We start from the raw sequence: 24,617 nt of genomic DNA on the forward strand, positions 1-24,617 counted from the left end.
TAAGTGAAAGTGACAAAAACACTGAGCCTGAACAATTTTATTGTCAGGCTAGCGTCTTTAGGCGCAGTTTGGCAACAGGGGGTTATACCCCAAGAGCAAACCACCCGTTGGACGGGTGGTTATGATTTTGGGCGTCCGCAAACTTTTTACCGTACCTCGTGCGTCTATTTACTGATTGCAACGTTAGCTAACGAGAGGAAATCAGGTGGTGGCAAGATGAACAAGCCTAGGCAGTACGAACTTATTACGGATGTTGTTATGCATAACAAAGATAATTTTTACCGGCTGGCATACGGCTATGTTTTGAATCCGGAGGATGCGCTCGATATCGTGCAGGACTCCATTCACAAAGCGATCAAGTCGGACACGCTGCATGACGAGACAGCGGTTAAGAGCTGGTTCTACAAGATCGTGGTTCATACAGCGCTCGATTTCTTGCGGCGGAGAAAGAGGGTTGCCGTCGCAAGTGACGCCGAGCTGGAGTATCGGGATTCCGGGCAAGAGGATCATTACCGGGATATGGATCTGGAAAAGGCGCTGGACGAGCTTCCGCCCGATTATCGAAGCGTCGTCGTACTCCGATATTTTGAGGATTTAAAGATTGAGGAAGTCGCCGAGGTGCTTGGTCTGAATGTGAATACCGTTAAAACCCGGCTGTATAAAGCTTTAAAGCTGCTGCGAATTGAAATGGAAGAGGTAGAGGTAAACATCGAGGAGGCGCCAGAATATGGACGATAAAAAGGTTAGAAACATGGACGAATTAAAGAGACAATACGCATCCATTCCGATTCCCCCGGAGCTGGACCAAATCGTGAAATCCGCATTGCAGACGGGACGCCAAGCCGATTCCGGTAACGGGCACCTTGAGCCGCATACTGGAGGTCGGGATATGACGGGCGCCGGAGTACAGAGTGGATCGCATTCGGACGTGGGAGCACAGGCAGGTCCCCGCACGCGTTCCCGCTCCCGGTTGCGCCGTTCCTGGGTCATTGGGGTAGCTGCGGTTGCGGTTTTCGTGGCCGGTCTGAACACGAGTCCGGCATTTGCCCGAACGTTATCCGAAGTCCCCGTGCTCGGAAGTTTGGTAGACGTTCTGACCGTCAGGGAATACAAAGCCGACAAAGGCAATTACGAGGCGGATATCAAAGTACCTTCAGTCGGCGATTTGGGCGATCCGTCGCTGGAAAGCAGCCTGAATGAAAAGTATTTGGCGGAGGGTCAGGAACTGTACGATAAATTCATGGCCGAAATGAACGCTCAACAGGCGGTCGGCGAAGACGGACATTTCAGCGTGGACAGCGGCGTCGTCATCAAGACGGAGACCGAGGGACTTCTGTCCATCGGACGTTATGTAGAGGAGACGGCGGGTTCCTCGGCTACAAGCATTCAATATGATACGGTGGATAAAAAGAATCATGTGCTGCTTACCTTGCCGAGCTTGTTTAAAGACGACAGCTACATCGATGTGATCAGCGAAAATATTAAAGCCCAGATGAAACAGCAAATGGCGGAGGATCCGAACAAAATTTACTGGGCGGAGCCGTCGGAGGATATGCCGGACGCTTTTGTGAAAATTGCGAAGGATCAGAACTTCTATATTAATTCATCGAACCAGCTCGTCATTTCATTCAACGAATACGAAGTGGCCCCAGGTTATATGGGCGTCGTGGAATTTGTCATCCCGACCGAAGAGCTCTCATCCGTGTTGGCGAGTCAGGTATACCTCAAATAGTTCAGTCAAGTGATTGCGCACTGCCGCTCCTTCCATACGGGAAGGGGCGTTTTTTTTTCAGTTTATAAAAATTATCATCATGTGATGTGGTCTGAAAACGGTATAATGTTATGTAATGTAATTCAAAGGCAAGCCGTAGGAAATTTTGATGAAGAGAAAGGTGTTTATGGTGGTTGCTTCCGTAATTATTCTTGTATTTCTTGTACTCACCGCTGCAAGCTTCTATTTCTACAATGTTGCGGTCGCCCGCGCCGACAAGGAGTTTTTAAACGGCAACCCGGACCTGGAGGTCAGTGTCAGCGCCGATGAGACCCCTTATTCGAAAAATGAACACTGGTGGGAGCAGCAGGCTTTTGAGGACTGGAGCCTGAAGTCGGATGATGGACTTATGCTGCACGCCTTCTACCTGGATGCAGAAATCCCAAGTGATAAAACCGTTATTATTGCGCACGGATACAGCGGCAAAGCTGCGGATATGGGCAATTTGGCGCAAATGTACAGGGAAAAGCTGGGCTATAATGTGCTTCTGCCGGACGCCCGCGGACATGGTGAAAGCGAAGGGGATTATATCGGATTCGGCTGGCCGGAGCGAAAGGATTATGTCCGGTGGATTGAGCGGGTCATCGAGCATTCGGGTGATCAGGCGCAAATCGTGCTGCACGGCGTGTCCATGGGCGGGGCAACCGTTCTGATGACCAGCGGGGAGAAGCTGCCGGCCAATGTGAAGGCGATCGTAGACGATTGCGGGTATACGTCGGCCAAAGATCAGTTAGCTTACCAATTGAAACGAATGTATCATCTTCCGTCCTTCCCGTTAGTTCAGACTACCAGTCTGTTGACGAAATTGCGGGCTGGATATTTCTTTGGGGAGGCATCCGCCCTGGAGCAAGTGAAAAAATCAGTTACCCCGACTCTATTCATTCATGGCGATGCGGATCTGTTCGTGCCGACCGAAATGGTGCATGAATTGTACGAGAACGGCCCGTCGGAGAAGAAGCTCGTGGTTGTACCGGGCGCCGGGCATGGTCTTGCCCGATTCGTGAATCCGGAGGCTTATGATCATGAGGTATCCGAATTTATTGGAGCCTACGTAAAATAAGGCCCTTGACATTTTGAATGACTTTGTAATATTGTTGTAGCCAATAACAAATACAAGGTGATGACCAAAGACATGATTCCCATCACGGACTGCCCAGAGAGAGAAGCCCAAGCTGAAAGCTTCTCCTGTTACGGACGTGGAATTACCCCTTTGCAGCCGTGGCATTGAACCCGCCGATCCACTGGATAGCGGCAGTATGTGCCACCGACTAATCCCCGATACCGGATTCTAATAAGGACTTCCATTCCCATCCCTTTAGCAAATGCCAGGCGATGAAGGACGGGGGTCGAATTAGGGTGGAACCACGAGTTGAACGCACTCGTCCCTTGGCGGATGAGATGCGTTTTTTTGCATTCTTTTTTCGGAAACTAATCTATAAGCTTCCGTTACCGCACCAGCGTCCAATCACTAAAGAAATGGAGGCTAAATCATGGAGATCGAAGTTACTTTGCCAGATGGAACTGTTAGGAGGTATCAGAAAGGAACCACCCTTGTCCAAGTCGCGGGGTCCATCAGTACCGGACTCGGAAAGAATGCTGTCGCCGGCAAGATCGACGGGAAGCTCGCAGACCTTAACTGCCCGATCGGCCAGAATAGCACTATTGAGGTGATTACGCTGGACAGCAAAGAGGGGCTTGAGATATACAGACATACCACGGCGCATGTCATGGCCCAGGCAATCAAGTCAATTTACGGGGACAAGGCGGTTAAACTCGGTATCGGGCCGGTAATCGCAGACGGTTTTTATTATGACATTGATATCGAAAAGCCGTTATCCATCGATGATCTGGCCAGGATTGAACAAGCAATGGAAGGGATCATCAAGGAAGATCTGCCGATCGTTCGCCGTGCAGTCAGCCGGGAAGAGGCGACGGAATTATTTGAAAAGCTTGAAGAACCGCTCAAATTAGAGCTGATTCAGGGTTTGCCGGAGGACGCGGAAATTACAGTCTATGAGCAAGGCGAATTTCTGGATTTATGCCGGGGGCCGCATCTTCCGTCCACCGGGCGGATCAAAGCGTTCAAGCTGCTCAGCGTGGCAGGGGCCTATTGGCGCGGAGATTCGAACAACAAGATGCTGCAGCGGATCTATGGAACGGCGTTTCCAAAGAAGGCTCAGCTCGAGGAGCATCTGCATTTTCTCGAAGAAGCCAAAAAACGCGACCACCGCAAGTTGGGCAAGGAATTGGAGTTGTTCATGTTCTCGGAAGAAGCGCCCGGCATGCCTTTTTATCTGCCCAAAGGAATGACGATCCGTACGGAGCTGGAAAATTTCGAGCGCGAGCTTCAGCGGCAAAGAGGTTATGACGAGGTTCGCACTCCGCTGATGATGAACAATCGGGTTTGGGAAGAATCCGGACACTGGGACCATTACAAGGACAATATGTATTTCACGAACGTGGACGACACGACCTATGCGCTTAAACCGATGAACTGTCCGGGGCATATGCTTATCTTTAAAAACAGCTTGCGTTCGTACCGGGATTTGCCGATCCGGATTTCGGAATACGGCCAGGTCCACCGCCATGAGTTTTCCGGCGCTCTTAACGGAATGATGCGGGTCCGCACATTTTGCCAGGATGATGCGCATCTGTTCGTGCTGCCGGAACAAATTGAGGAGGAAATCGGCAACGTCATAGCGCTGATTGACCATATCTACCAAATCTTCGGATTTGAATATAAGATTGAATTATCGACCCGGCCGGAGGATTCCATGGGTTCGGAGGAGCTGTGGGAGCAGGCGGAACAATCGCTGAAAAATGTGCTGGACCGGCGCGGCATCGAATATCGCGTCAATGAAGGCGACGGGGCGTTTTATGGTCCCAAGATCGACTTTCACATTACGGACGCCCTCAAACGCAGTTGGCAGTGCGGAACGATTCAGCTCGATTTCCAAATGCCGGAGAAATTCGGCCTCTCCTACATCGGCGAGGACAATCAAAAACATCTGCCGGTCGTGATTCACCGTGCGGTGTACGGATCGCTCGACCGATTCATCGGGATGCTGACCGAGCATTACGCAGGGGCGTTTCCGCTGTGGCTGGCACCGGTTCAAGCCAAGCTGCTGCCTGTTTCCGAGAACTATGTCGACTATGCCTACCGGGTGAAAAAGTCGCTCGAGGAAGCAGGGATCCGCGTAGAAATTGATGCCCGAAATGAAAAGCTTGGCTATAAAATCCGAGAGGCCCAGTTGGAGAAGGTTCCGTACATGCTAGTCCTGGGTGAGAATGAGAAGAACTCGGACAGCGTTTCCGTAAGAAAACGGGGCGAAGGAGACTGCGGTTCAAGAACCATCCCGGAAATCGCCAACCAGATTGGCGAAGAAATTCGCTCGAGAAATTAAACCGGAAAGAGGGAGGACGAGATATGCGTATTTTAGTGCTTGGAGCAGGAGGGGTAGGCGGATACTTCGGCGGGCGGTTGGCGGAAAAGGGAGCGGACGTTACATTTCTGGTCCGCCAGCAGCGCAAACAACAGCTGGAGAAGGATGGCCTGGTCATCCGCAGCGTCGCCGGGGACATCACGCTGCAGCCGAAGACGATTACGGCTTCGGACCCGGCAAGCGCCTATGATCTGGTGCTGTTTTCAACCAAATCCTATCACTTGCAAAGCGCAATCACGGATTTGAAGCCTTTCGTCGGAGAGCATACGGTGGTTCTGCCGCTGCTGAACGGCGTGGCGCATTATCCCATCCTGCAAGAGCAGTTCGGAGCCGATCAAGTAATCGGCGGCCTTTGCTTCATAGAAACTACATTAAATAGCGAAGGACATGTCCTCCATTCCAGTCCGAATCATTACGTTGTGTTCGGAGAATTCGGACAGAAGGATACGGAAAGGATTCGAAGGATCGAAGAAGCGCTAAGCGGGACGAAGACTTCTTTTGTCCGCAGCGGCCATATTGAAACGGATATTTGGCATAAATATTTATTCATCGCGACGATGGCGGGCGTGACGACGCTGATGCGGGCTCCTATGGGCCCGATTCGGGAAAGCGGCGGCGACGACTTCCTCCGCAGCGTCCTTCGGGAGATTGAATCCGTAATGCTTGCGCACGGAGCTCCGCTCGATCCCGAGATCGTAAACAAGCATATGGCAACGATGGGAAAGATGTCTTATGAGATGAAATCCTCCATGCAGCGGGATATGGAGAAGGGTTTCTCCATTGAAGGAGATCACCTGCACGGTTACTTGCTGCAAATCGCGGCGGATCACCAAATCGACACTCCGCTGCTCAAAGCGATTTATCAGAATCTGAAGGTGTACGGTATCACGGCAGGAAAAGCTTAAAAATGGGAGAGGTGTGGAAGCAATGACGATACCTGAAGGAAATTTGAAAGGCAATGTGGAGCGCTTTACCGGATTTGCGGATCTATATGATCAATTTCGTCCGGAAGCTCCGAAACTCGTTGTGGACATTTTGACCTCCTATTTGGAAAAGAGACCTGGACTGGTGCTGGACTTGGGGTGCGGAACGGGCTTATCCACCCTCATATGGAAGGACTATGCGGATCGAATCATTGGAGTTGAGCCTAATGACGACATGAGAAGCAAAGCTGAGAAAAAGCGCCAAGCACTCCCGGGTGCAGCTCACATTTCTTTTGTTCCCGGCTATTCCAACTCCTTGGGTGACATCGGGGACGCATCGGTCGATATTATTACCTGCTCCCAGTCGTTTCACTGGATGGAGCCGGTCGGCACCATGAAGGAGGCGGGCCGGGTATTGAACGAAGGCGGCGCGTTTGCGGCATACGACTGTGATTGGCCTCCGACTATCCATTGGAAGCTGGAAAAGGAATATCTTCAGCTGCTGGAAAAGGCGGACTTGCTGGCTCAGCAATTAACGGACAGAGAAGACCAGGCAGTCAAGCGAAATAAGAATGAGCACCTGAAGGTGTTGAAGGACAACGGGGTATTCCGCTATACCCGTGAAATTGTGTTTCATAACAAGGAAACCTGCGACGCTGAACGCTATACGGGCCTTGCCCTGAGTCAAGGCGGACTCCAGACGGTATTGAAACAGGGTTCGTCGGAACTCCATCCGGAGATTGAAGACTTCCGCAACCACGTGGAGGAATACTTTAACGGCGAGATCAAGGAGATATTGTTCAGTTACCGAATGCGTCTGGGGATCAAATAAGGCAGGCCATTCCTTGAAACCTGCTGCATAGATCACCCCCTAAATGGCAAGTATGGGAAATGAGGGGGTGATCAGATGGATATTACACTCGACGCAGACCAGGTGATTAACCGGATCAGGGAACTGCAAAGAAACGGCGTGTCTATCAGCAAGAAGCAAGTGAAGCAGTCCGATCCTCAATTAATGCGAAGCGCTTTGTTTTATTTTCCAAGCTGGGAACATGCCTTGAAGAATGCTGAGAATATATAACTACATTTCTATTAGCCGTTAAGAATCGGATTATTCGGTTCGGAACGGCTTTTTTCTTTGATGGCTTGCAGATTGAAAGTATAATGCCTGTAGACGATATATTTTCAGAAAAAGGTGAAGTGAATTATATGTTGCAGTCCATCATCTTATTTATCTTGGCGGGCATCGCCGAAATCGGCGGCGGTTATCTGGTTTGGTTATGGTTGCGGGAAGGGAGATCGCTTGGCCTCGGCATCGTTGGCGCTCTAATTCTAGTGCTTTACGGCATTATTCCCACGCTGCAGAAATTCCCTTCGTTCGGCAAGGTTTATGCGGCTTATGGCGGTGTATTCATTATCCTCGCGGTATTCTGGGGATGGGCTGTGGATAAGAAGACGCCGGATATGTTCGACTGGATCGGAGCGGCGATTTGTCTGATCGGGGTGTCCGTCATGCTGTGGTGGCCGCGGCCATCCTAGGCGATTAGTGCCGGCTTTTGGAAGCAGGATGATGATCATCCGTGCGCCCCTGACTGAAAAAACGTGGTATGATAAAGTGATTCATGCCGCATTTTGTGAAAGGGTACATCGAGAATGAGCGTAAATTATAAGACAGCATTTTTTGAACGTAAGCAAAGCGAGCTCGGCGTCGCATTAAACGATATTCAGAAGCAGGCAGTTCTCCATACCGAGGGGGCTGTCCTGCTTCTTGCGTCTCCCGGGTCGGGGAAAACGACCACGATCATTATGCGGATCGGCTATCTGATCGAGGAGAAAGGCGTGCAGCCTGCCCGAATCAAGGCAGTGACGTTTAGCCGTGCTTCCGCCAATGATATGAAGGAGCGGTACCGGCGATTTTTTCCCGGGCTACCGCCTGTACAGTTTTCCACGATTCACAGCCTCGCCTACGAGGTGGTCCGGGAGCATTTCCGCAAAACGGGGATCGACTATCAAATGATCGAAGGGGGCGGAGAGCTGGAACGGGCGGAGGAAGAAGGACCCGAACATGCACCGCTGCATAAAAAGGTTATTTTGCGCCAAATCTTCAAATCCCTAACCGGGGAAAATATGACGGACGATCAAATGGACGAGCTGACGACCTATATCAGTTATGTCAAAAATAAAATGCTTCCACCGGAAAAGTGGGGAACCGTGAAGGCCGGGGTCCCGGAGGCGGAGTCGATCCTACGCGAGTATGAAGACTTCAAACGCTCAGGCCATCCGAAGCTGCTGGTCGATTTTGACGATATGCTGACCTTGGGGAACGAGATTCTCGAGCGGGATACAGCGCTGCTGGGGAAATACCAGGGAAAGTACGATTATATGTTGACGGATGAAAGTCAGGATACGTCGCTGGTTCAGCATGAAATCATCGCAAAGCTGGTCCGGAGACATGGCAATCTTTGCGTGGTGGCGGATGATGACCAGTCCATTTACAGCTGGAGAGGAGCGGAGCCCTCCTATTTGCTGAACTTCCGGGAGGCTTTCCCGGATGCGGCGATTCTGTTTATGGAGCAAAACTACCGCTCCACTACTAGTATCGTAGACCCGGCGAATCAGTTTATCCGGCGCAATAAAAACCGGTATAACAAGAACATGTTTACGGAGCGGAGAGAAGAGGGAGAGCCGATCGGAATCCGGACCTTTGCGGATTATAAATCGCAAACCAAGCATGTGGTACAGGAAATCGCGAAGTCGGACCAGCTCTCAGAGGTCGCCGTGCTGTACCGCAATAACTCCTCTTCTATCGCTTTAATGAATGCGCTCGACAGAGCCGGCATCCCGTTTTATATGAAGGATACGGATAACCGGTTCTTCTCCCACTGGGTGGTAGAGGACATTTTGAATTTTATGAGGATGACGTATACCGATAAACGGACGGACATTCTGGAAAAGATTCATTTAAAGATGGCCGGATACATCAGCAAACAGCAGATGGCGGCTCTTAAGGAGATCCAGAACAACGAGTCCGTTTTCGACAATTTGCTGAACTATGTGAAGCTGCAGGATTACCAGCGGGGGCCGATTGTGGCCAACCGGGACACGTTCCGGGAGATGAGCGGCATGCCGCCGCTGCAAGCGATCCGGGTTATCCGGGGGCGGCTCAGCTACGAGAAGGCGCTGGACAAAATGTGCGAGTGGCTCGGATTTCGCAAGGAGTTTTTGATCGGGATCCTGAATACGCTGGAGGAAATAGCGGATACTCTGGCGACGATGGAGGAATTTGCGAACCGGCTGAAGGTGCTGGAATCGGCGCTAAAAACCTCGAAAAGAAACAAGGGAGACCATGCCGTCACGCTGTCCACGTTTCACAGCGCAAAAGGCCTGGAATTCGAGAAAGTATACATGATCGATCTGGTTGACGGCATTATACCTTCTTCCGAAGATATCAAGAAGAATTCAGCGGGGGATGAGGCGTTGATGGAGGAGGCCGTCCGTCTGTTCTATGTCGGTATGACGCGGGCGAAGCGGCGGCTGGAGCTATTGACGTATCAAGAACGGGACGGGGAAAAAGTCGCCGAATCCCGTTTCCTCTCTCACATCCGAACTATCGTAAAGCCGGCGGAGGATAGCAGCGAAGGTGAAAAATTAGCAGCTGCCTTTGCGGCAGGGGACAGCGTCCGCCATAAGGTTTTCGGGCAGGGAGAAGTTCGCGGTCGGCATGGTGATTTGATCGACATCGCGTTTCACCAAGGGATAAAGACCTTGTCCCTTCAAACCTGCGTGGAGATGGGACTGCTGGATGTGATCTCATCGAATAGCGATTGACACCCGGACCAAGCCGATCTATACTACCAATTAAATAGAGCACATCAACATAAGGGCAATGCCTGACTTTTCATCCGGAGCGAATGAAGAGCACAACCCCGTAGAGCATCTGGGGATGTGCTCTTTTTTATTTTTTTAATTGACGAAGGAGGAAGAAACAAATGATTAAAGAAGCGATTTTTCACCGTCCAAAAAACAGTTATGCCTATGCCTACGACGCTAACACACTGCATATTCGGCTGAGAGCTAAAAAGGATGATTTGACGAGCGTGGAGCTGATCCACGGGGATCCTTACCGCTGGGCGGAAGGGCATATGCTGTCGGACAAGGTTCCGATGACAAAGACGACGTCCGATGAATTGTTCGACTATTGGTTTATCGCGATCTCGCCGGAAAATAACCGGTTTGTTTATCAGTTCGAAGTGACTGACGGCAACGAGACTTGGGTTCTGGGCGAAATGGGATTCACGGAGGATTTGGAGGACAACCGCTTTTTCCGGTTCCCGTATTTGAATGAAATCGATGTGTTTGATGCACCGGCGTGGGTAAAGGATACGGTATGGTATCAAATTTTCCCTGAACGTTTTGCGAACGGAAACCCCGGCCGTAAAACAAATACTAATGGAGTATGGGGAGACACCCCGAAACCGGACAGCTTCTTTGGGGGTGACTTTGAGGGGATCATTCAGCATCTGGACTATTTAGCGGAGCTCGGGATTTCCGGCATTTATATGACTCCGATCTTCGAGGCGCCGACCAACCATAAATACGATACGATCGATTATATGAAAATAGATCCGCAGTTCGGCGATAAGGAAACGTTCCGGAAGTTAGTCCAAGAATGTCATGCTCGGGGCATCCGCGTTATGCTGGACGCCGTGTTTAATCATTCGGGTTACGGCTTCGCCCCGTTCCAGGATGTGTTGAAGCATGGCGCGAAATCCCGGTATGCGGATTGGTTCCATATGCTCAGCTTCGGGGAGGAAGAAGGGGATCATCCGACATATGAGTCTTTTGCCTTTACGGATAACATGCCCAAGTTGAAAACGAGCAATCCCGAAGTGAAAGAGTATCTTCTGGGCGTTGCGAAGTATTGGATCGAGGAGTTCGATATCGACGGCTGGCGGTTGGATGTAGCGAACGAAGTGGACCATAAATTCTGGCGCGAATTCAGAAACACCGTAAGAGCCGTGAAGGACGATGTCTATATGGTGGCGGAAATCTGGAACGACGCGATGCCATGGCTGCAAGGGGACCAATTTGATTCGGTCATGAACTATCCGTTCACTGAGGCGGTCATCGACTTTATCGCCAAGGGCAAAATCGGCGCTTCCCGCTTCGGAAATTTGCTGATGAGTCATCTTCAGCTGTATCCCGAAAATGTCAACGAAGTGTTGTTCAATCTGCTGGGCAGCCATGATACGGCGCGCGTTTTGACCCAGTGCGGGGATGATACCGCCAAGCTGAAGCTGGCGTTCCTGCTGCTCTTTACGTATCCGGGCAGCCCGTGCATTTATTACGGCGATGAACTCGGCCTCAAGGGAGACGGCGATGATTTCGCTTACTACCGTGCGTGCATGGAATGGGATCCGGCGAAGCAGGATCAGGATTTGCTGAGCTTCGTCAAACAGCTGATTGCCATCCGCAAGAGCCATTCGGCCATCACCGCAAACTGTCATCTTCAGGTGCTTAAAGCGGATGACGCCTCCGGCTTGTTCGTCTTCACGAGAAGTCGGGGCGACGAGGAAATCGTGGTCGCTTTGAATAACGGGGAAGAGCCGTCAGCGTTCAGTCTGCCTTCAAAATGGCATGGACAAAACGCGGCCGATCTGTGGAGCGGCGAGAAGGTTGCCGTTGGCGCGCACAACGCGTCTTATCCGCTGGAACCGATGCAGTTCCGAATTTTTGCTATCAACAAATAAACAGTTTATTCACATTATTCACATACCGGGTTGTGTACAAGGTTGAATAACTGGATAACTTTGAATAATATCTGGATAACTTTGTGGATAAGCAGGAGTAATTCATAGATATCCTAAGGATCATGATGGATTTGGCGGTCGAAATTTGCTGCGAGACTGGATGAATTGCGAATGTCGCCGGCAGATTTGTGTATAACTACATTTGATGTTGGGGCAAAAGGGAGTTTCATTGGATATTTCTAATAAGATTGAGGATAACGAGCGGAATTGGGGAAATCCATTGGAAAAATCCAATCGAAAAGTGAGAAACTCCTCTTTTGGCCCTAAACCGTCGAGATTTCATTGGATTTTTCCAATGAAAACAATATTTAACCGAAAAAGGCGGCAGCCCATTGGATAATTCCAATGAACTGCCGCCTTTTTTTGCTTTTTTTAGGATGCGCTCAAGATTCTTGCTGCAGTTCCCTTAACCATTTCTTCACCGGCTCCGGTCCGCGGATCATCCCGAACACTTTTACCTTCTCAAACGTCTCTTTGGCCAATTCCAGAGTGACATCGCTAGAAATAACAAGTGCGCCCACCAGCTTTACATTCAGCCGTTTCCCCAGGCTTTTCAGGTCCTCCAATTCGCTGCGGTTAAATTCCGCTACACCGAACACAAAGTATTTTTCTTGCTTGTACTGATTAATTTCATGGCTGTGAGAATCAATCTGGTTGCGGATCGCGATACGGATGAAATCCGTCCGATTCGAATAGAAGCCCTGGTCAACGAGCAAATCGATTTGTCCCAAATCGACCGGCCCAACATTGATCGTAATTTTCTCCAAATCTGCCATTTCACATATCCTCCTATCATTAAGACTTTCATTAGCTCCATCGAAACAACAATTCTCTTTAATATGCATGAATCCTTTTCACTCTGTCAACACCATTCCCCATCAAGAGGAGTTGCGGGACCTGGGGGATTATGGTAGTATGGATTCCAATTGGATGGTATATGGATGGTATGAGGATGTTCTAGAGAAGTCTATCGGATGTTATTAAAGCCATTACGATCCATATACCTTACCTAAACTTTTATGAAAGGAAGAATGCAATTGGAATCAAAAAGCACATTTCGGCGTTTGTTGGGGTACACGAGGCCGTATAAATCCGTCTACCTGATTCTGTTAATCACGATGATCGCCGGCGTAACGCTTGATTTAAGCATCGCTTGGTATTTAAACCGGATTACCAATGCTGCTGTGGAAGCAGATTCCTCAGCTTGGCCGTCTCTAATCGGGACGGGAGTTTTAATTCTTGTGTTGACAGTAATTAACGGTTATGCAGATACCTATTACAAGACACGAGTCTCCTCCTCCATCAGAAATGATATTCGGCTTGGAACGCTTAAGAAGCTGCTGTGTCTCCCTGGAGAATTTTATCAAAGTCATCATTCCGGGGAATTGCTTACCCACCTAACCAGTGATAATCAGGCAATTGGCCAGGCTTGCAGCGATACCTTAATCTCACTCATCCGCAATCCCCTGATGGCACTCCTCTCTTTTATTTATCTTTTGACGATTAACTGGAAGTTGGCGCTTATTTGTATCTTTATCGGGCCAGTGACACTGATCATTGGCGGGCTCTTCGGCAATATGCTTCGTAAAAACTCCAATGAGCTGCAGCACCGGATTGCCGGCATGACCTCGCAGATCCAGGAAACTCTCGGTTCCAGTATGGTCTTCAAATCATTTGGCTTGGAAAAAAAGCTGTTTCAACGCTTTCAAATGAAGAGTAACGAAGTAAGCGAAACTGAAATTCGCGGCGGGCGAATTCAAGCTACGGTTAATGGGGCAGCCACAGCAATCGGAATATTGGCCTTTATTATCACTTTTATTGTCGGAGGATATTTTGTGTCCCAAGGTATGATGGCGATTGGCGGGCTGATTGCGTTCATTCAGTTGATGAATCATCTCACCTGGCCATTCACGGGGATAGCCGCGCTCTGGGGAGAGCTTCAGCAAGCCATTGGCGCGGCTGACCGGATTTTTAAAGTGCTCGATGAAAAGGAGGAGTATCCTGCTATTTCTGAACAGACCGGCACACAATCGGATTTTCAAAGTCTCGAGCTTCGGGAAATATCTTTCGGGTATGACCCGGATCAGCCCATTTTGAAGGAGATATCGATAGATGTAGAGGCAGGAAAGACAACGGCCATTGTAGGTCCGAGCGGGAGCGGAAAATCGACGCTGTTCAACCTGTTGCTTGGATTGTCGCAACCGCAGGAGGGCAAAATAATGATCAATGGAGAGGAGATTCAGGCAACAAACTTGAACCGGTTACGGAGTTTCTTTTCATTAATACCGCAGGAGAATTTTTTGTACTCCGGAACGATCCGTGACAATATCGCAGACGGTAAAGCGGATGCGACAGAGGAAGAATTGATTCGGGCGGCAACGGATGCAAACGCGATAGATTTTATCAGGCAGATGCCGGATGGATTCGATACGGAAGTCGGAGAAGGGGGCTCCCGGTTATCTGTCGGACAGAGACAACGCATTTCCATTGCCCGGGCGCTGCTGCGCGATGCTCCGATTTTACTGATGGATGAAGCGACCGCCTCTCTGGATAACGAGTCTGAACGGTTAGTACAGGAGGCCATGGAACGTCTGAAGTCGAAACGAACCGTTATCGCCATTGCTCATCGCTTATTTACGATCCGCAATGCGGATCAAATCCTTGTGATGGACAACGGAACAGTGACGGATCGTGGTACTCATGAAGAACTGATCATGTCAGAAGGTCGGTACCGCCAATTGTACTCCGGCGTTGAATAACACCTTACCGTTTAATCCTTGTCACTTCCCTGCTCCCGCACGTTTTTGTAATATTGGCTGGGAGAGAGACCTTCGTATTTCTTGAACAGCTTGCTGAAATAATAAGGGTCTTCCAGTCCGGTCAAATAACCGATTTGGCTAAAGCTGAGATGGGTGGCCTCGATCAGTTCTTTCGCATGGTCGATCCGTACGCGGTTGACATAGCGCATGATGCTTTGGCCGGTCAGCTTGGTGAAAATGCGGTTGATATAGTCATAATTGCAGTCGAATTCCTGCTCAATGTCTGTGCTGGTGATTTTGCCGGCATAGTGTTCGTGAATATAGTCAAGCAAGGCATGAACTTTAATAGAAGATTTGGAACTGCTCCCTTCATAGCCTTGGAGGACATCGATAAAATGCTCCCGTGACACCTCGATCAGCCATTCGGTAAACTTCAGGGAGGTTAATCCGCGATTGAAGTATTTCCGTCTGTAGAGTTGAAGCATCTCATTCATGGCGGTAAAGGAGAGAGGACGGTCTTTTTTTGACAAAGTATAATGTTTGGGAAAATAGCAGATCGGATGATCCTGCCTGGCCTGCTGTGTCCCTTCCTCGAGTATGAGGTGCCTGGCTAGGGTAAGCATGTCCTTCACCGCTACCGATTTCAAATCGGGGTGTTCGAAGTGAATGTAATAGTAATCGCAAACATGCCTCTTCGTTCCTTCATGCTCCACATTCGGCTCCAGAACGAGGAAATCCCCTTTTTTGAGGATATAGTCGATACCGTTTTCCCGGAGATGGAGTTCGCCGCTTTTGATGAAGTAGAGAATGCATTCATGCGTCGTTCTTTTGAAATGAATCCATGGCTGTTTATAGGACACGAATCCCATCAGCTTGATTTTCGGCATCAGTTCCACGTTAATAGCAAGCATCATTATCCCTCCGGGCGAATCTCGAAAAAGTCGTTTTTGTACAAAAAGAGTATCTTTTCGCCATTCCCGTCCATTCTACCACAATCTATACTGGGGTAGTATGCAACCGATTTAGTAAAACAGCTCTCGTATAATGGTTCCGAACTCGACGTGGTGAGGAGCGGCGCAGGATTTGTCAAACAAACAGGAGGTTTCTTATCATGTCTAATATTAACGTTACCGTGTGGAATGAATTCCGGCACGAAAGACATAATGAACAGGTCAAGGCCATTTATCCGGAAGGCATCCATATGGCGATTGCGAATCATCTGAGCACCCAGGAAGGGTTGGATGTTCATACGGCCGTACTGGATGAGCCGGAACACGGGTTGACCGATGAAGTACTGGCTCGGACGGACGTATTGCTCTGGTGGGGGCATTTGGCTCATGAGGATGTCAGCGACGAGGTCGTTGAGAAGGTACGGCAAAGAGTACTGGACGGCATGGGACTCATCGTCCTTCACTCGGGGCACGCATCGAAAATTTTCCGTGCCCTTATGGGCACGAATACCGGAGCGTTGAAATGGCGCGATGACGGCGAGAAGGAAAGAATCTGGGTCATCGAGCCCGGTCATCCGATCGCAAAGGGCCTTGGAGAATATATCGAAATTCCGAAGGAAGAGATGTACGGGGAACGGTTTGAAATTCCGGCTCCGGATGAACTGGTGTTCATCTCCTGGTTCGAGGGAGGCGAAGTCTTCCGCAGCGGTTGCTGCTACAAAAGAGGACTGGGCAACATTTTCTACTTCAGACCGGGCCATGAAACATTCCCGGTGTACCATCAGCCTGAGGTGCTTCAGGTAATCACTAACGGGGTACGTTGGGCCGCGAAAAGCGAGATCGCCAAAGTCTCTTATGGACGTGTGGCTCCTTTGGAGCCCGTGCGTTAAGCAGGGAATTCCGGAGAGTGTTAAGTGTTGAAACCGACTCTCCTTATTGTTAAACTAAAGCCGCACTTGCATGCGGCTTTAGTTTTTGATAAGATACAGAACGAATGTTCAGTATAAATAAGAGCTGCCAATTTTATTTGAATGGGGTGGAAGCGGAGTGAATAAAAAACAGCTGCAAAGCGAACAAACTAAAAAGCGGGTTGTGGAAGCAGCAAGAATACTGTTTGCCCAAAAGGGATATAAGGCCACTTCCATCGAAGACATTGTAGCAGCAACGGGAAGCAGCAAGGGGAATCTTTATTATCATTTTAAAAGCAAAGAAGGCCTTTTTCTCTACTTGATTGACGAATGGGACCGGGAGTGGGAAGAAAAATGGCAGGAGAAAGAGCCGTTATACAAAACGACGACGGAAAAATTGTACGGGTTTGCCGAACTGCTCGTGCATGATGACCTGAATCACCCGCTTACCAAAGCCGCGGATGAGTTTTTCAACAGCGATAAGACCACCGAGGTGGAAGAGCGTGTCGGCGAATTGGTCGACAGACATCTCCAGTGGAATCAACGCTTGATTCAGCAAGGCATCGATAACGGCGAATTTAGACAGGGAAGCGCTAAAGAACACGCCGTTATTCTGGAGAGCCTATTGATAGGTCTTAGCCAGATGTCCAGGAAGAAATCTCCTGAAGAGATACTTGAGCTGTATAAGCAGGCTATGAAGGTATTATTGTATGGAATAGCGGATCGCTGAAATTGCAGGCGGGTTATGGCTAGCCGGCTTAAATGAAAATACCATTGCATGTACTATTGCTTCATAATACAAAACGAACGTTCAGTATAAAGATGTATATATTTTGATCAACCTCCCATTTATCGTCAGGCTGATCCTTATGCACAATACAGGAGGAAAAATGAAATGTCGCTTTTAATAAGAAACAGAGGAGCTATGCTCCTGCTCATGTTAAATATCTTTCTCGTTTTCACGGGGATCGGTCTCGTAGTTCCGATTATGCCTACTTATATGACCGAGCTCCATATCAGCGGAAGTATGGTGGGGCTGCTCGTTGCGGCGTTCTCCCTTACCCAGTTATTGTTTTCCCCCTTTGCCGGCAGGTTATCCGACACATTGGGCCGGAAGAAAATCATTGTTGCCGGGATGGTCGTTTTCGCCCTTTCCGAGTGGTTGTTCGGAGCCGTCAGTTCACCGGTGCTGCTGTTTGCAGCGAGAATGTTAGGTGGGGTTGGTGCGGCGCTGATCATGCCGGCCGTCATGGCTTATGCCGCGGACGTAACCTCGAATGAGGAGAGAGCCAGGGGCATGGGATATATCAATGCCGCGATCACGACCGGCTTCATTATCGGCCCGGGGATCGGGGGTTATATTGCGGAATTCGGCATTCGCGTTCCATTCTATGCTGCAGCGGTGGCTGGAGCGATAGCGGCAATAATCACGTTTTTCATCCTGCCTGAATCCGTTTCGGCGGAACAGCGGGCGGAATCCCGTTCGAATCCTGCAGAGAAGCAGAGCCTCCTTACGCAATTGTTGAATTCCGGCCGGGAACGCTACTTTTTCAATTTAATCATCGTGTTTGTGCTGGCATTCGGATTAGCCAATTACGAGACGGTGTTCGGACTGTTTGTGGATCATAAATTCGGCTTCACGCCAAAAGATATCGCCTTTATCATTACGTTCGGCTCGATTTCAGGCGCTGTGGTACAGGTTACGATATTCGGCTGGATTCTGAACCGCTTCGGAGAGAAACGCGTGATCTCGGTCTGCCTGTTTTTGTCCGGATTGTTCGTGGTCCTTACGCTGTTTGTGTCCAGTTACTGGCTCATCGTCGCAGTGACCTTCATTTTATTTTTGTCGATCGATATTTTGCGTCCGGCCGTGGGTACACAGTTGTCCAAAATGGCTGGAGAACAGCAAGGATATGTCGCCGGACTGAACTCGGCCTATACCAGCCTTGGCAATATCGCCGGACCGATCGTCGCGGGCTTCCTGTTTGATATTGACATCAACTTCCCATACGTGGCGGCTGCCATTGTCCTGCTCCTTTGTTTTGCACTTTCCCTTAGAGCCGGCAAGGCTCGCGGTTTGTCATCCGGAAACTGATATTAAGTTCAAGCTGCCCATGAATAAGATTTATTGAAAATAGAGACGCCTGCGGGCGTCTTTTTCTTTTGTAACCAAACAGAACCTCAAAATTCATATAATTATTAGCTGTGTTATGTATTAAAATGGACATCAACGGAACATGTTTTTTATCTGGAAAGGAAGAATCCTCATGGCAAAACTCATCTTTGATCCGGCGGGATATACAGTGACCGAAGGGACGGAGTCCGTGGAACTGCTGGCCAAGGAATTCGCCTTACTGCAGTTTTTATATGAGCACCGGGGCAAAGCGTTTTCGCGCGAGCAATTGCTGGACCGGGTGTGGGTGCTGGAATACCCGGTGGAGCGGACGGTCGACGACCATATTTACCGCCTCCGCAAAAAGCTCCATCGCTGGGGGCATGTCCGGATCAGTACGATCCGGGGGTACGGATATAGCTTGAGCATAGCCGAACCTAAAGGTGTGGATAATCCGTCCATGCGTGATGAAGAGATTCAGTCCGCCGTAACCGGTCTGTTTGAGAAATATCATTTGCTTGGACAGGGAAAATCGATCATCGCACTGGCGGCCCAGCACGAGGTTCTGGGATTTGAGATCGATGCTTTTTACCGGAGATATATCCGGTTTTTGCAGGCTGACATCAAATGGTTTGTGGAGACGAACGAGCTTCAGCCGGGGGAACGGCTATACGGGCTGCTCCTTATTTTAGCAGGGATAACGCCCGATTCCACCAGGGTACTCGGCTACTGCGAGACGGCATTGAAACAAGGGTTATTGCCTCCGATACAGCACAGAGAAATGGAAATCCTGAATATTCTCGAGGTGTATGCTGACGCTGGGCTGCCCGAGAAGGCGATTCAACGCTTTGAACAAACCCGCCGCGTGGTGGAGCAAGACGGATTGACGGGCTTCGTTATGCCGGTTGCTTTGATGGAAATGTACGTTCATCTGGTTGCCGGGAACTGGAATGAAGCCGATCAGACGGCGGCCAGGCTGGAACGGCTGCTCGAGAAAGAGCCTTATATCAGGGAGATAGGCAGATTCGGGGTTTTAAAAGGACTGCGGCTTCTCTTGGAAGGACGCGAACGGGAAGCGGAGCAGTGTCTGGATGAGGGGCTGGAAGTGCTGAGCATGTCATTGCACATGCCGCTCTATCTGGCCGCGATTAACCAGATCAATCTGTTTTTACGGCGCCGTTACCCGGAGAGTCCATTAGTGCATAAGTTTGCCTCCTTGTTTGAAGCGACGGAGAAAGAATACCACCTTTTAGAGCTTCGTCCCGCAATGGAACAGTGTATTATGGATATTCTTTCAGTTGAAACAGGCAAAAAGGAGTAAGTCCGTTCGGGATTCATATTCTCATCTGATAATCCTCTGACATTCATCGGTTAATCTGCTAAGAAAGAAAACGAAACCGATGTGTGAAGGATGGAGGAAATGAAATGGCATCAGCAATGCGCTCCGGACTGTGGTCGATCCGCAGCTACCGGAGCATGTTTTCCGCTTACGCGCTTGCCTCGTTCGGCGACTGGTTCGACGCGCTCGCGATTCAGGTCTTGGTCGTGTACCGTTGGGGAATCGACCCGTTTATGATTGCGCTCATTCCGGTCTGTATGGCGCTGCCGTCCGTCTTGTTCAGCTCCTTTGCAGGCACGCTGGCGGACCGGGTGCAGCAGGCCAAACTGATGATGTTCTGCGATCTGTTGACCGTGCTCTTGACAGTAGGCGTACTGTTCGCTCCGAACTTTGCATGGTTGCTGCCGCTCCTGGCGCTTCGGGCCATGGCCGGCGTGTTTCATGTGCCGGCTCAACAAGCGCTGACCCGCCGGGTCGTTCCGGCAGATCTGCTGCTGCAGGCTACATCTTATAACGGCCTTGTTGGCCAAGGATCAAAGGTAGCCGGGCCTCTGCTTGGCGCGGTAACGCTCGCGGTCCTGTCCCCGCAGGCCTGTATTCTGATTAACATGGGAGCGAGACTGTTGTCCGCCTTGTTGCTGCTTGGATTATGGAGGCTGCCTCATAGTACGGCCGGTCAGGATAGAAACCCGGACAAGGAAAGGATCCGCAAACCAAGCTTCTGGAGCGAATGGAAAGAAGGCTGGACATTTCTTTGGCACCGTAAAGTGGTGTTGAATACGATAATCTTCGGCTTTATCGGTTTAGCGGCGATCTTGATGGTCGATTATCAGTTTCCGACTCTGTTCAAGTCGATCTCGCCCCGCAATGAAGCATTGACTGGCCAGGTCGTTGCCGCAATTGGAGCGGGGGCCGTAGGCGCGCTTATTATTTTGAACAGGCTGGGCAAGATCAACTATGGCTGGGGACTTGGGGGAGGCTGCGGATTGATCGGCCTCGGTGTGGCGCTGCTGGGCTTATGCCCTCCGGGAACCCATCTCGCGACGATGTTGGGCTTCGGTTTGTTGCTCGGAGTCGGCAACGGAGCGTATATTTTGACCCAGAATTATATTTTGCAAAAAGAAACCTCACCGGATGTCGTCGGGCGCGTGTTCGGCATTCAGAATACGATGAACAGCTTGGTGATGCTCACAGCACCGCTGGTCGGAGGCTTGTTGATCCGGGCGGTTTCCGTCGGTGCAGCCTTCTTGTCCATCGGCGTGGTGATGGTGGGGCTTGGACTGCTGGGAGTTTTGTTCCGCCGTCAGCTCTGGCCCCAAATGGAAGTCATCGCAACCGGCTCTTCTGGAACCGAAGCAGGCACACTAACCCAGAACTAACCCAGAACTAACGTGGAACTCAGGGGATTTTACGATTGAATATCGAAATGACCATAAGGGCTGTTGGGAAGAAATTCTCGACAGCCTGTTTGCTTTTCTTTCAGTTTAGTGCTAAACTGACAACAATCACAGCAAATGAGGTGAGAGCAAATGGAAAAAGAAGAACGAAGATATAAAGCCATGTCCAGGCGGGAAGAGAAATTGGGCTTGCTAGTATGGTTCCGTCTTTCGCGGATTTATAACCGCAGCCTTCGTGCCTCAAACCAGCATCTTAAGCAATGGAATCTTTCGGTGGCCCAATTCGATGCGCTGGTCCAGATTGGCAGCCATCAACGGCTGACCCAGCAGGAGCTGGCCGACAAATTATTGGTATCGAAAGGAAATATAACTCAGCTGTTGACGAAGATGGAAGAGCTGGGATGGATCGCGCGGGAGCAGGAATGGAAGAAAAAATGGCTGTCGCTAACCGAGCTGGGATGGGAACTCTATCATGAAGCGGTTCCTTTGCAGGAACAGTATCAGGCTTCGCAGTTCGCCGGATTAAACCAAGAGGAGAAGCTTCAGCTACTGGGGCTGCTTCGGAAAATTCAAAGAAACCAATAAATTAAAGGAGTGATTTCACTATGAAGATGGAATTCAAAGGCATTCACCATGTATCGGCCATAACCAAGACGGCATCGGAAAACTTTCAATTCTACACGAAAGTATTGGGCCTCCGACTCATTAAAAAGACGGTCAACCAGGATGATATCTCCGTCTATCACTTGTTTTACGGGGATGAAGTCGGCAATCCGGGAACCGAATTGACCTTCTTCGAAATTCCGAACGCAGGGCGGAATGTCGACGGGAATAACAGCATCTCGGCGCTTTCGCTGCGCGTGCCAAATGATCAGGCTTTGGATTTCTGGACCCGGCGTTTGGATGAATTCGGAGTAGAGCATGAGGAAGTGAAGCAGCGGGCGGGTCGTGCGACGCTGGCGTTCAAGGATTTTGAAGGGCAGCGTCTGGTTCTCGTATCGGATGAAAATAATACCGGTGTACCCGGCGGCAAGCCTTGGGACCGGAGCCCGGTTCCGGCGGAGTTCGCCATCCTGGGCTTAGGGCCGGTCCAATTGACGGTCGCCCAGCCTGACCTGACGATCTCGGTACTGACGGAGCTGATGGGCTTCCGCCGGAAAGGGCAGTATCCTTCATTCGTGGAAGGCCAGCCCGATATCATCGTGTTTGAGACGGGGGAAGGCGGCACCGGTGCCGAAGTGCATTTGGAGGAGAGAACCGACCTGGCGCCTGAACGATTGGGACGGGGCGGGGTGCACCATGTCGCATTCCGCGTGGAGGACGAGGAGGAGCTGCGGGCCTGGATCACCCAAATTCGCGGGGCCCGTTTCCCGAATTCGGGATTCGTGGACCGTTTCTACTTCCGGTCGCTTTATTTCCGTGAGCCAAACGGAATCCTGTTCGAGGTTGCGACCGACGGACCTGGCTTTGCCACGGATGAAGATCCCGCTCATCTCGGCGAGTCACTGGCGCTCCCGCCTTTCCTGGAGCCGAAGCGCGCACAAATTGAAGCCCACTTGAAGCCGCTGGATACTGTGCAATAAAAGGAAATTCGTATGGAGAAAGCTTATCTGGAACAAACGCTTGAATCCATGAGATTTTTGTTAATTCCAAGCAGGAATTCATGAAAGTTACAGGGAATAATTAGAAATTAAAGCTAAATCTGCGATTTGAAGGAGTAAGTAAAGTGCGGATTATTTATATTCTAATGTTCCTGTCGTTGTGGTCCTTGGGGTTGTTTATCTTACTGCACCGAACCCGATCCAATCTTTGGATCGGGTTAACGATTCTGCTGGGAGGGTCGGCCAGTTACGCGTTCAGCATGCATTTGTCCATTATGCCGGTATTTGCGGATGCCGCATGGATGCCTCAGTTTCTTAGCCGACTTCTGTACTTATCAACGGTGGTTGGAATGAACATCTACTTCTTTGTTTTGCCTTACGTATTTAGTATGGGCGGGTTATGGCTTAACGACAAGATGTCTTCCCGCTGGAAGTGGGGTTTGACGGGGCTGCTTTTTATGGGAATGGTTCTGTTGTTGGGAGCCCACTTGCGTGCCGGTCCCTGGAACGTCTTTAATATCGGCCAGTTCCGATGGTGGGACGGTTTGTTTGTCGGAATTGGATGTTTCTTTTATTTGCTGGCTTATTTCCGCGAAAAAAACGAATTAAGAAGGCGAAGTCAACGAAGAACGCTGTTGTTTCCCCTGGTGATGATCTGGGCCTTTATGTCGGATTACGTAGGTTTCGATCATCTGAAACTGGGGTGGTGGTCATTCGACCTGAGGAGCAACGGGATGTGGCAGGCGAATTTTATCGTGATTCTCAGCACGGTCGCTGTCGTTTTATTCTTCACAATCCGTTACGGATTTCTCGGCATCAAGCTGCGGATCGAGCGGGAAAGAATTGATTATTCCATCCGCACCCTTACGATGGGCGTGTCCATTCTGAATCATTCCATCAAGAACGAAATTCAAAAAATAGACTATCTGGCGGAGAAAAGCAGGAATTTGCTCTCGACGGGGCAATCGGAAAAGGCTGTTCAAACGATCGGTCAAGTTCATGGGCTGACAGCTCATCTGCTTCATATGGTAAACCGGATCAAGGAAAAAGCGGAGGATGTGGTGCTGGATGAGAACGAGCATGAGGTCCGAAAGGTGCTGGATGACGTTATAGCTTCCAGCGGAACGCTTACGGAGAATGGTACGGTTACTCTGTCCGTTGCCTATGAAGTTGAGGGGTTATTGACCTGTGATGCGGTACATATCAGGGAGACTCTTTCGAACCTGATCCGCAATGCCATCGATGCTATGCCGCCCGGCGGAGGAGCGGTGGAGCTGTATACCTCGGCTACCCGGAAGGAATTCAGGATCGAGGTCAGAGATAATGGAGTCGGCATCCCCCCGGAACATCTGGCAAAAATCTTCGAACCGTTCTTTACCACCAAGAAAAACGCGCTCAATTACGGGCTCGGACTTCCCTATTGCAGCAGCGTGATGTCCAAACACGGAGGCAGGCTTTCTGTGGCAGAGACTGAACCCGGCAAAGGAACCACGATTATGCTTCATTTTCCAAAATACAAATTTAAACCGGAGTCTCCTGCGCCTAGCCTTAAATTACCGCGGGAACACCGAAGATTGGACCCTCTAAGTCCTTCTTAATCTAT

General features: G+C 50.1%; 21 protein-coding genes. 19 read left to right on the forward strand and 2 right to left on the reverse strand.

The features are described from left to right. Positions 1–216: 216 nt before the first annotated feature. From KB559_RS19525 to KB559_RS19570, 10 genes are all read left to right on the forward strand, one after another. A complete protein-coding gene (locus tag KB559_RS19525) occupies positions 217–738 on the forward strand; it encodes an RNA polymerase sigma factor (RefSeq protein WP_211024171.1) in 522 nt (173 codons plus the stop codon). Further along, positions 728–1,732, forward strand: a complete 1,005-nt coding sequence (rsiV, locus tag KB559_RS19530; RefSeq protein WP_247681964.1) for an anti-sigma-V factor RsiV — start codon at positions 728–730, stop codon at positions 1,730–1,732. Before KB559_RS19525 ends, rsiV begins: the two co-directional genes overlap by 11 nt. A gap of 148 nt (positions 1,733–1,880) precedes the next feature. Beyond that, the gene (locus tag KB559_RS19535) at positions 1,881–2,831 is read left to right on the forward strand and encodes an alpha/beta hydrolase (RefSeq protein ID WP_211024173.1); all 951 of its coding nucleotides are present in this window, start codon (positions 1,881–1,883) and stop codon (positions 2,829–2,831) included. A 430-nt stretch (positions 2,832–3,261) separates the two neighbouring features. Continuing rightward, positions 3,262–5,175, forward strand: coding sequence for a threonine--tRNA ligase (gene thrS, locus KB559_RS19540; RefSeq protein ID WP_211024175.1), 1,914 nt, complete (start codon positions 3,262–3,264; stop codon positions 5,173–5,175). A 23-nt stretch (positions 5,176–5,198) separates the two neighbouring features. Then, on the forward strand, positions 5,199–6,119 hold the full coding sequence (locus KB559_RS19545; RefSeq protein WP_211024177.1) for a ketopantoate reductase family protein: 921 nt from the start codon (positions 5,199–5,201) through the stop codon (positions 6,117–6,119). Positions 6,120–6,141: 22 nt separating this feature from the next. Then, entirely contained in the window at positions 6,142–6,969 is an 828-nt protein-coding gene (locus KB559_RS19550) for a class I SAM-dependent methyltransferase (RefSeq protein ID WP_211024179.1), read from the forward strand. Between the two features lie 75 nt (positions 6,970–7,044). Beyond that, positions 7,045–7,218 carry a hypothetical protein gene (locus KB559_RS19555; protein WP_211024181.1) on the forward strand — a complete coding sequence of 58 codons (174 nt, stop codon included), beginning with the start codon at positions 7,045–7,047 and terminating at the stop codon, positions 7,216–7,218. Positions 7,219–7,346: 128 nt separating this feature from the next. Then, positions 7,347–7,676 (forward strand): YnfA family protein, encoded by a 330-nt coding sequence (locus tag KB559_RS19560; protein ID WP_211024386.1) that lies wholly within the window; start codon positions 7,347–7,349, stop codon positions 7,674–7,676. Positions 7,677–7,790: 114 nt separating this feature from the next. Further along, positions 7,791–9,965 carry an ATP-dependent helicase gene (locus tag KB559_RS19565; RefSeq protein WP_211024183.1) on the forward strand — a complete coding sequence of 725 codons (2,175 nt, stop codon included), beginning with the start codon at positions 7,791–7,793 and terminating at the stop codon, positions 9,963–9,965. Between the two features lie 161 nt (positions 9,966–10,126). Next, positions 10,127–11,887 (forward strand): alpha-glycosidase, encoded by a 1,761-nt coding sequence (locus KB559_RS19570; RefSeq protein ID WP_211024185.1) that lies wholly within the window; start codon positions 10,127–10,129, stop codon positions 11,885–11,887. A 443-nt stretch (positions 11,888–12,330) separates the two neighbouring features. Here the strand turns inward: KB559_RS19570 and KB559_RS19575 are convergent, their stop codons facing one another. Next, positions 12,331–12,723 carry a CopG family transcriptional regulator gene (locus tag KB559_RS19575; RefSeq protein ID WP_211024187.1) on the reverse strand — a complete coding sequence of 131 codons (393 nt, stop codon included), beginning with the start codon at positions 12,721–12,723 and terminating at the stop codon, positions 12,331–12,333. Positions 12,724–12,984: 261 nt separating this feature from the next. Here KB559_RS19575 and KB559_RS19580 point away from each other — a divergent pair, with 261 nt between their 5' ends. Then, positions 12,985–14,706 (forward strand): ABC transporter ATP-binding protein, encoded by a 1,722-nt coding sequence (locus KB559_RS19580; RefSeq protein ID WP_211024189.1) that lies wholly within the window; start codon positions 12,985–12,987, stop codon positions 14,704–14,706. Between the two features lie 11 nt (positions 14,707–14,717). On the opposite strand, the gene KB559_RS19585 is transcribed toward KB559_RS19580, so the two are convergent. Beyond that, on the reverse strand, positions 14,718–15,617 hold the full coding sequence (locus tag KB559_RS19585) for an AraC family transcriptional regulator (protein WP_211024191.1): 900 nt from the start codon (positions 15,615–15,617) through the stop codon (positions 14,718–14,720). 200 nt (positions 15,618–15,817) lie between these two features. Here KB559_RS19585 and KB559_RS19590 point away from each other — a divergent pair, with 200 nt between their 5' ends. The 8 genes from KB559_RS19590 to KB559_RS25500 all read left to right on the forward strand — a co-directional run bounded on the left by KB559_RS19590 (position 15,818) and on the right by KB559_RS25500 (position 24,612). Further along, complete coding sequence (locus KB559_RS19590; RefSeq protein ID WP_211024193.1) at positions 15,818–16,546, forward strand: ThuA domain-containing protein; 729 nt, start codon at positions 15,818–15,820, stop codon at positions 16,544–16,546. Positions 16,547–16,703: 157 nt separating this feature from the next. Further along, positions 16,704–17,294 carry a TetR/AcrR family transcriptional regulator gene (locus KB559_RS19595; protein ID WP_211024195.1) on the forward strand — a complete coding sequence of 197 codons (591 nt, stop codon included), beginning with the start codon at positions 16,704–16,706 and terminating at the stop codon, positions 17,292–17,294. A 165-nt stretch (positions 17,295–17,459) separates the two neighbouring features. Further along, on the forward strand, positions 17,460–18,659 hold the full coding sequence (locus tag KB559_RS19600) for an MFS transporter (protein ID WP_211024197.1): 1,200 nt from the start codon (positions 17,460–17,462) through the stop codon (positions 18,657–18,659). A gap of 172 nt (positions 18,660–18,831) precedes the next feature. After that, complete coding sequence (locus tag KB559_RS25395; RefSeq protein WP_211024199.1) at positions 18,832–19,998, forward strand: winged helix-turn-helix domain-containing protein; 1,167 nt, start codon at positions 18,832–18,834, stop codon at positions 19,996–19,998. A 104-nt stretch (positions 19,999–20,102) separates the two neighbouring features. Beyond that, positions 20,103–21,395 carry an MFS transporter gene (locus KB559_RS19610; RefSeq protein WP_211024201.1) on the forward strand — a complete coding sequence of 431 codons (1,293 nt, stop codon included), beginning with the start codon at positions 20,103–20,105 and terminating at the stop codon, positions 21,393–21,395. 180 nt (positions 21,396–21,575) lie between these two features. After that, positions 21,576–21,998, forward strand: coding sequence for a MarR family winged helix-turn-helix transcriptional regulator (locus KB559_RS19615; protein ID WP_247681968.1), 423 nt, complete (start codon positions 21,576–21,578; stop codon positions 21,996–21,998). Positions 21,999–22,024: 26 nt separating this feature from the next. Then, positions 22,025–22,996: a ring-cleaving dioxygenase gene (locus KB559_RS19620; RefSeq protein ID WP_211024388.1), complete on the forward strand. Its 972-nt coding sequence runs from the start codon at positions 22,025–22,027 to the stop codon at positions 22,994–22,996. Positions 22,997–23,139: 143 nt separating this feature from the next. Next, positions 23,140–24,612, forward strand: a complete 1,473-nt coding sequence (locus KB559_RS25500; RefSeq protein ID WP_211024205.1) for a sensor histidine kinase — start codon at positions 23,140–23,142, stop codon at positions 24,610–24,612. The last annotated feature ends 5 nt before the right edge of the window (positions 24,613–24,617 follow it).

The sequence above is a fragment of the Paenibacillus sp. Marseille-P2973 genome, from assembly GCF_018101095.1.
Taxonomy (GTDB): Bacteria; Bacillota; Bacilli; order Paenibacillales; family Paenibacillaceae; genus Fontibacillus; species Fontibacillus vini.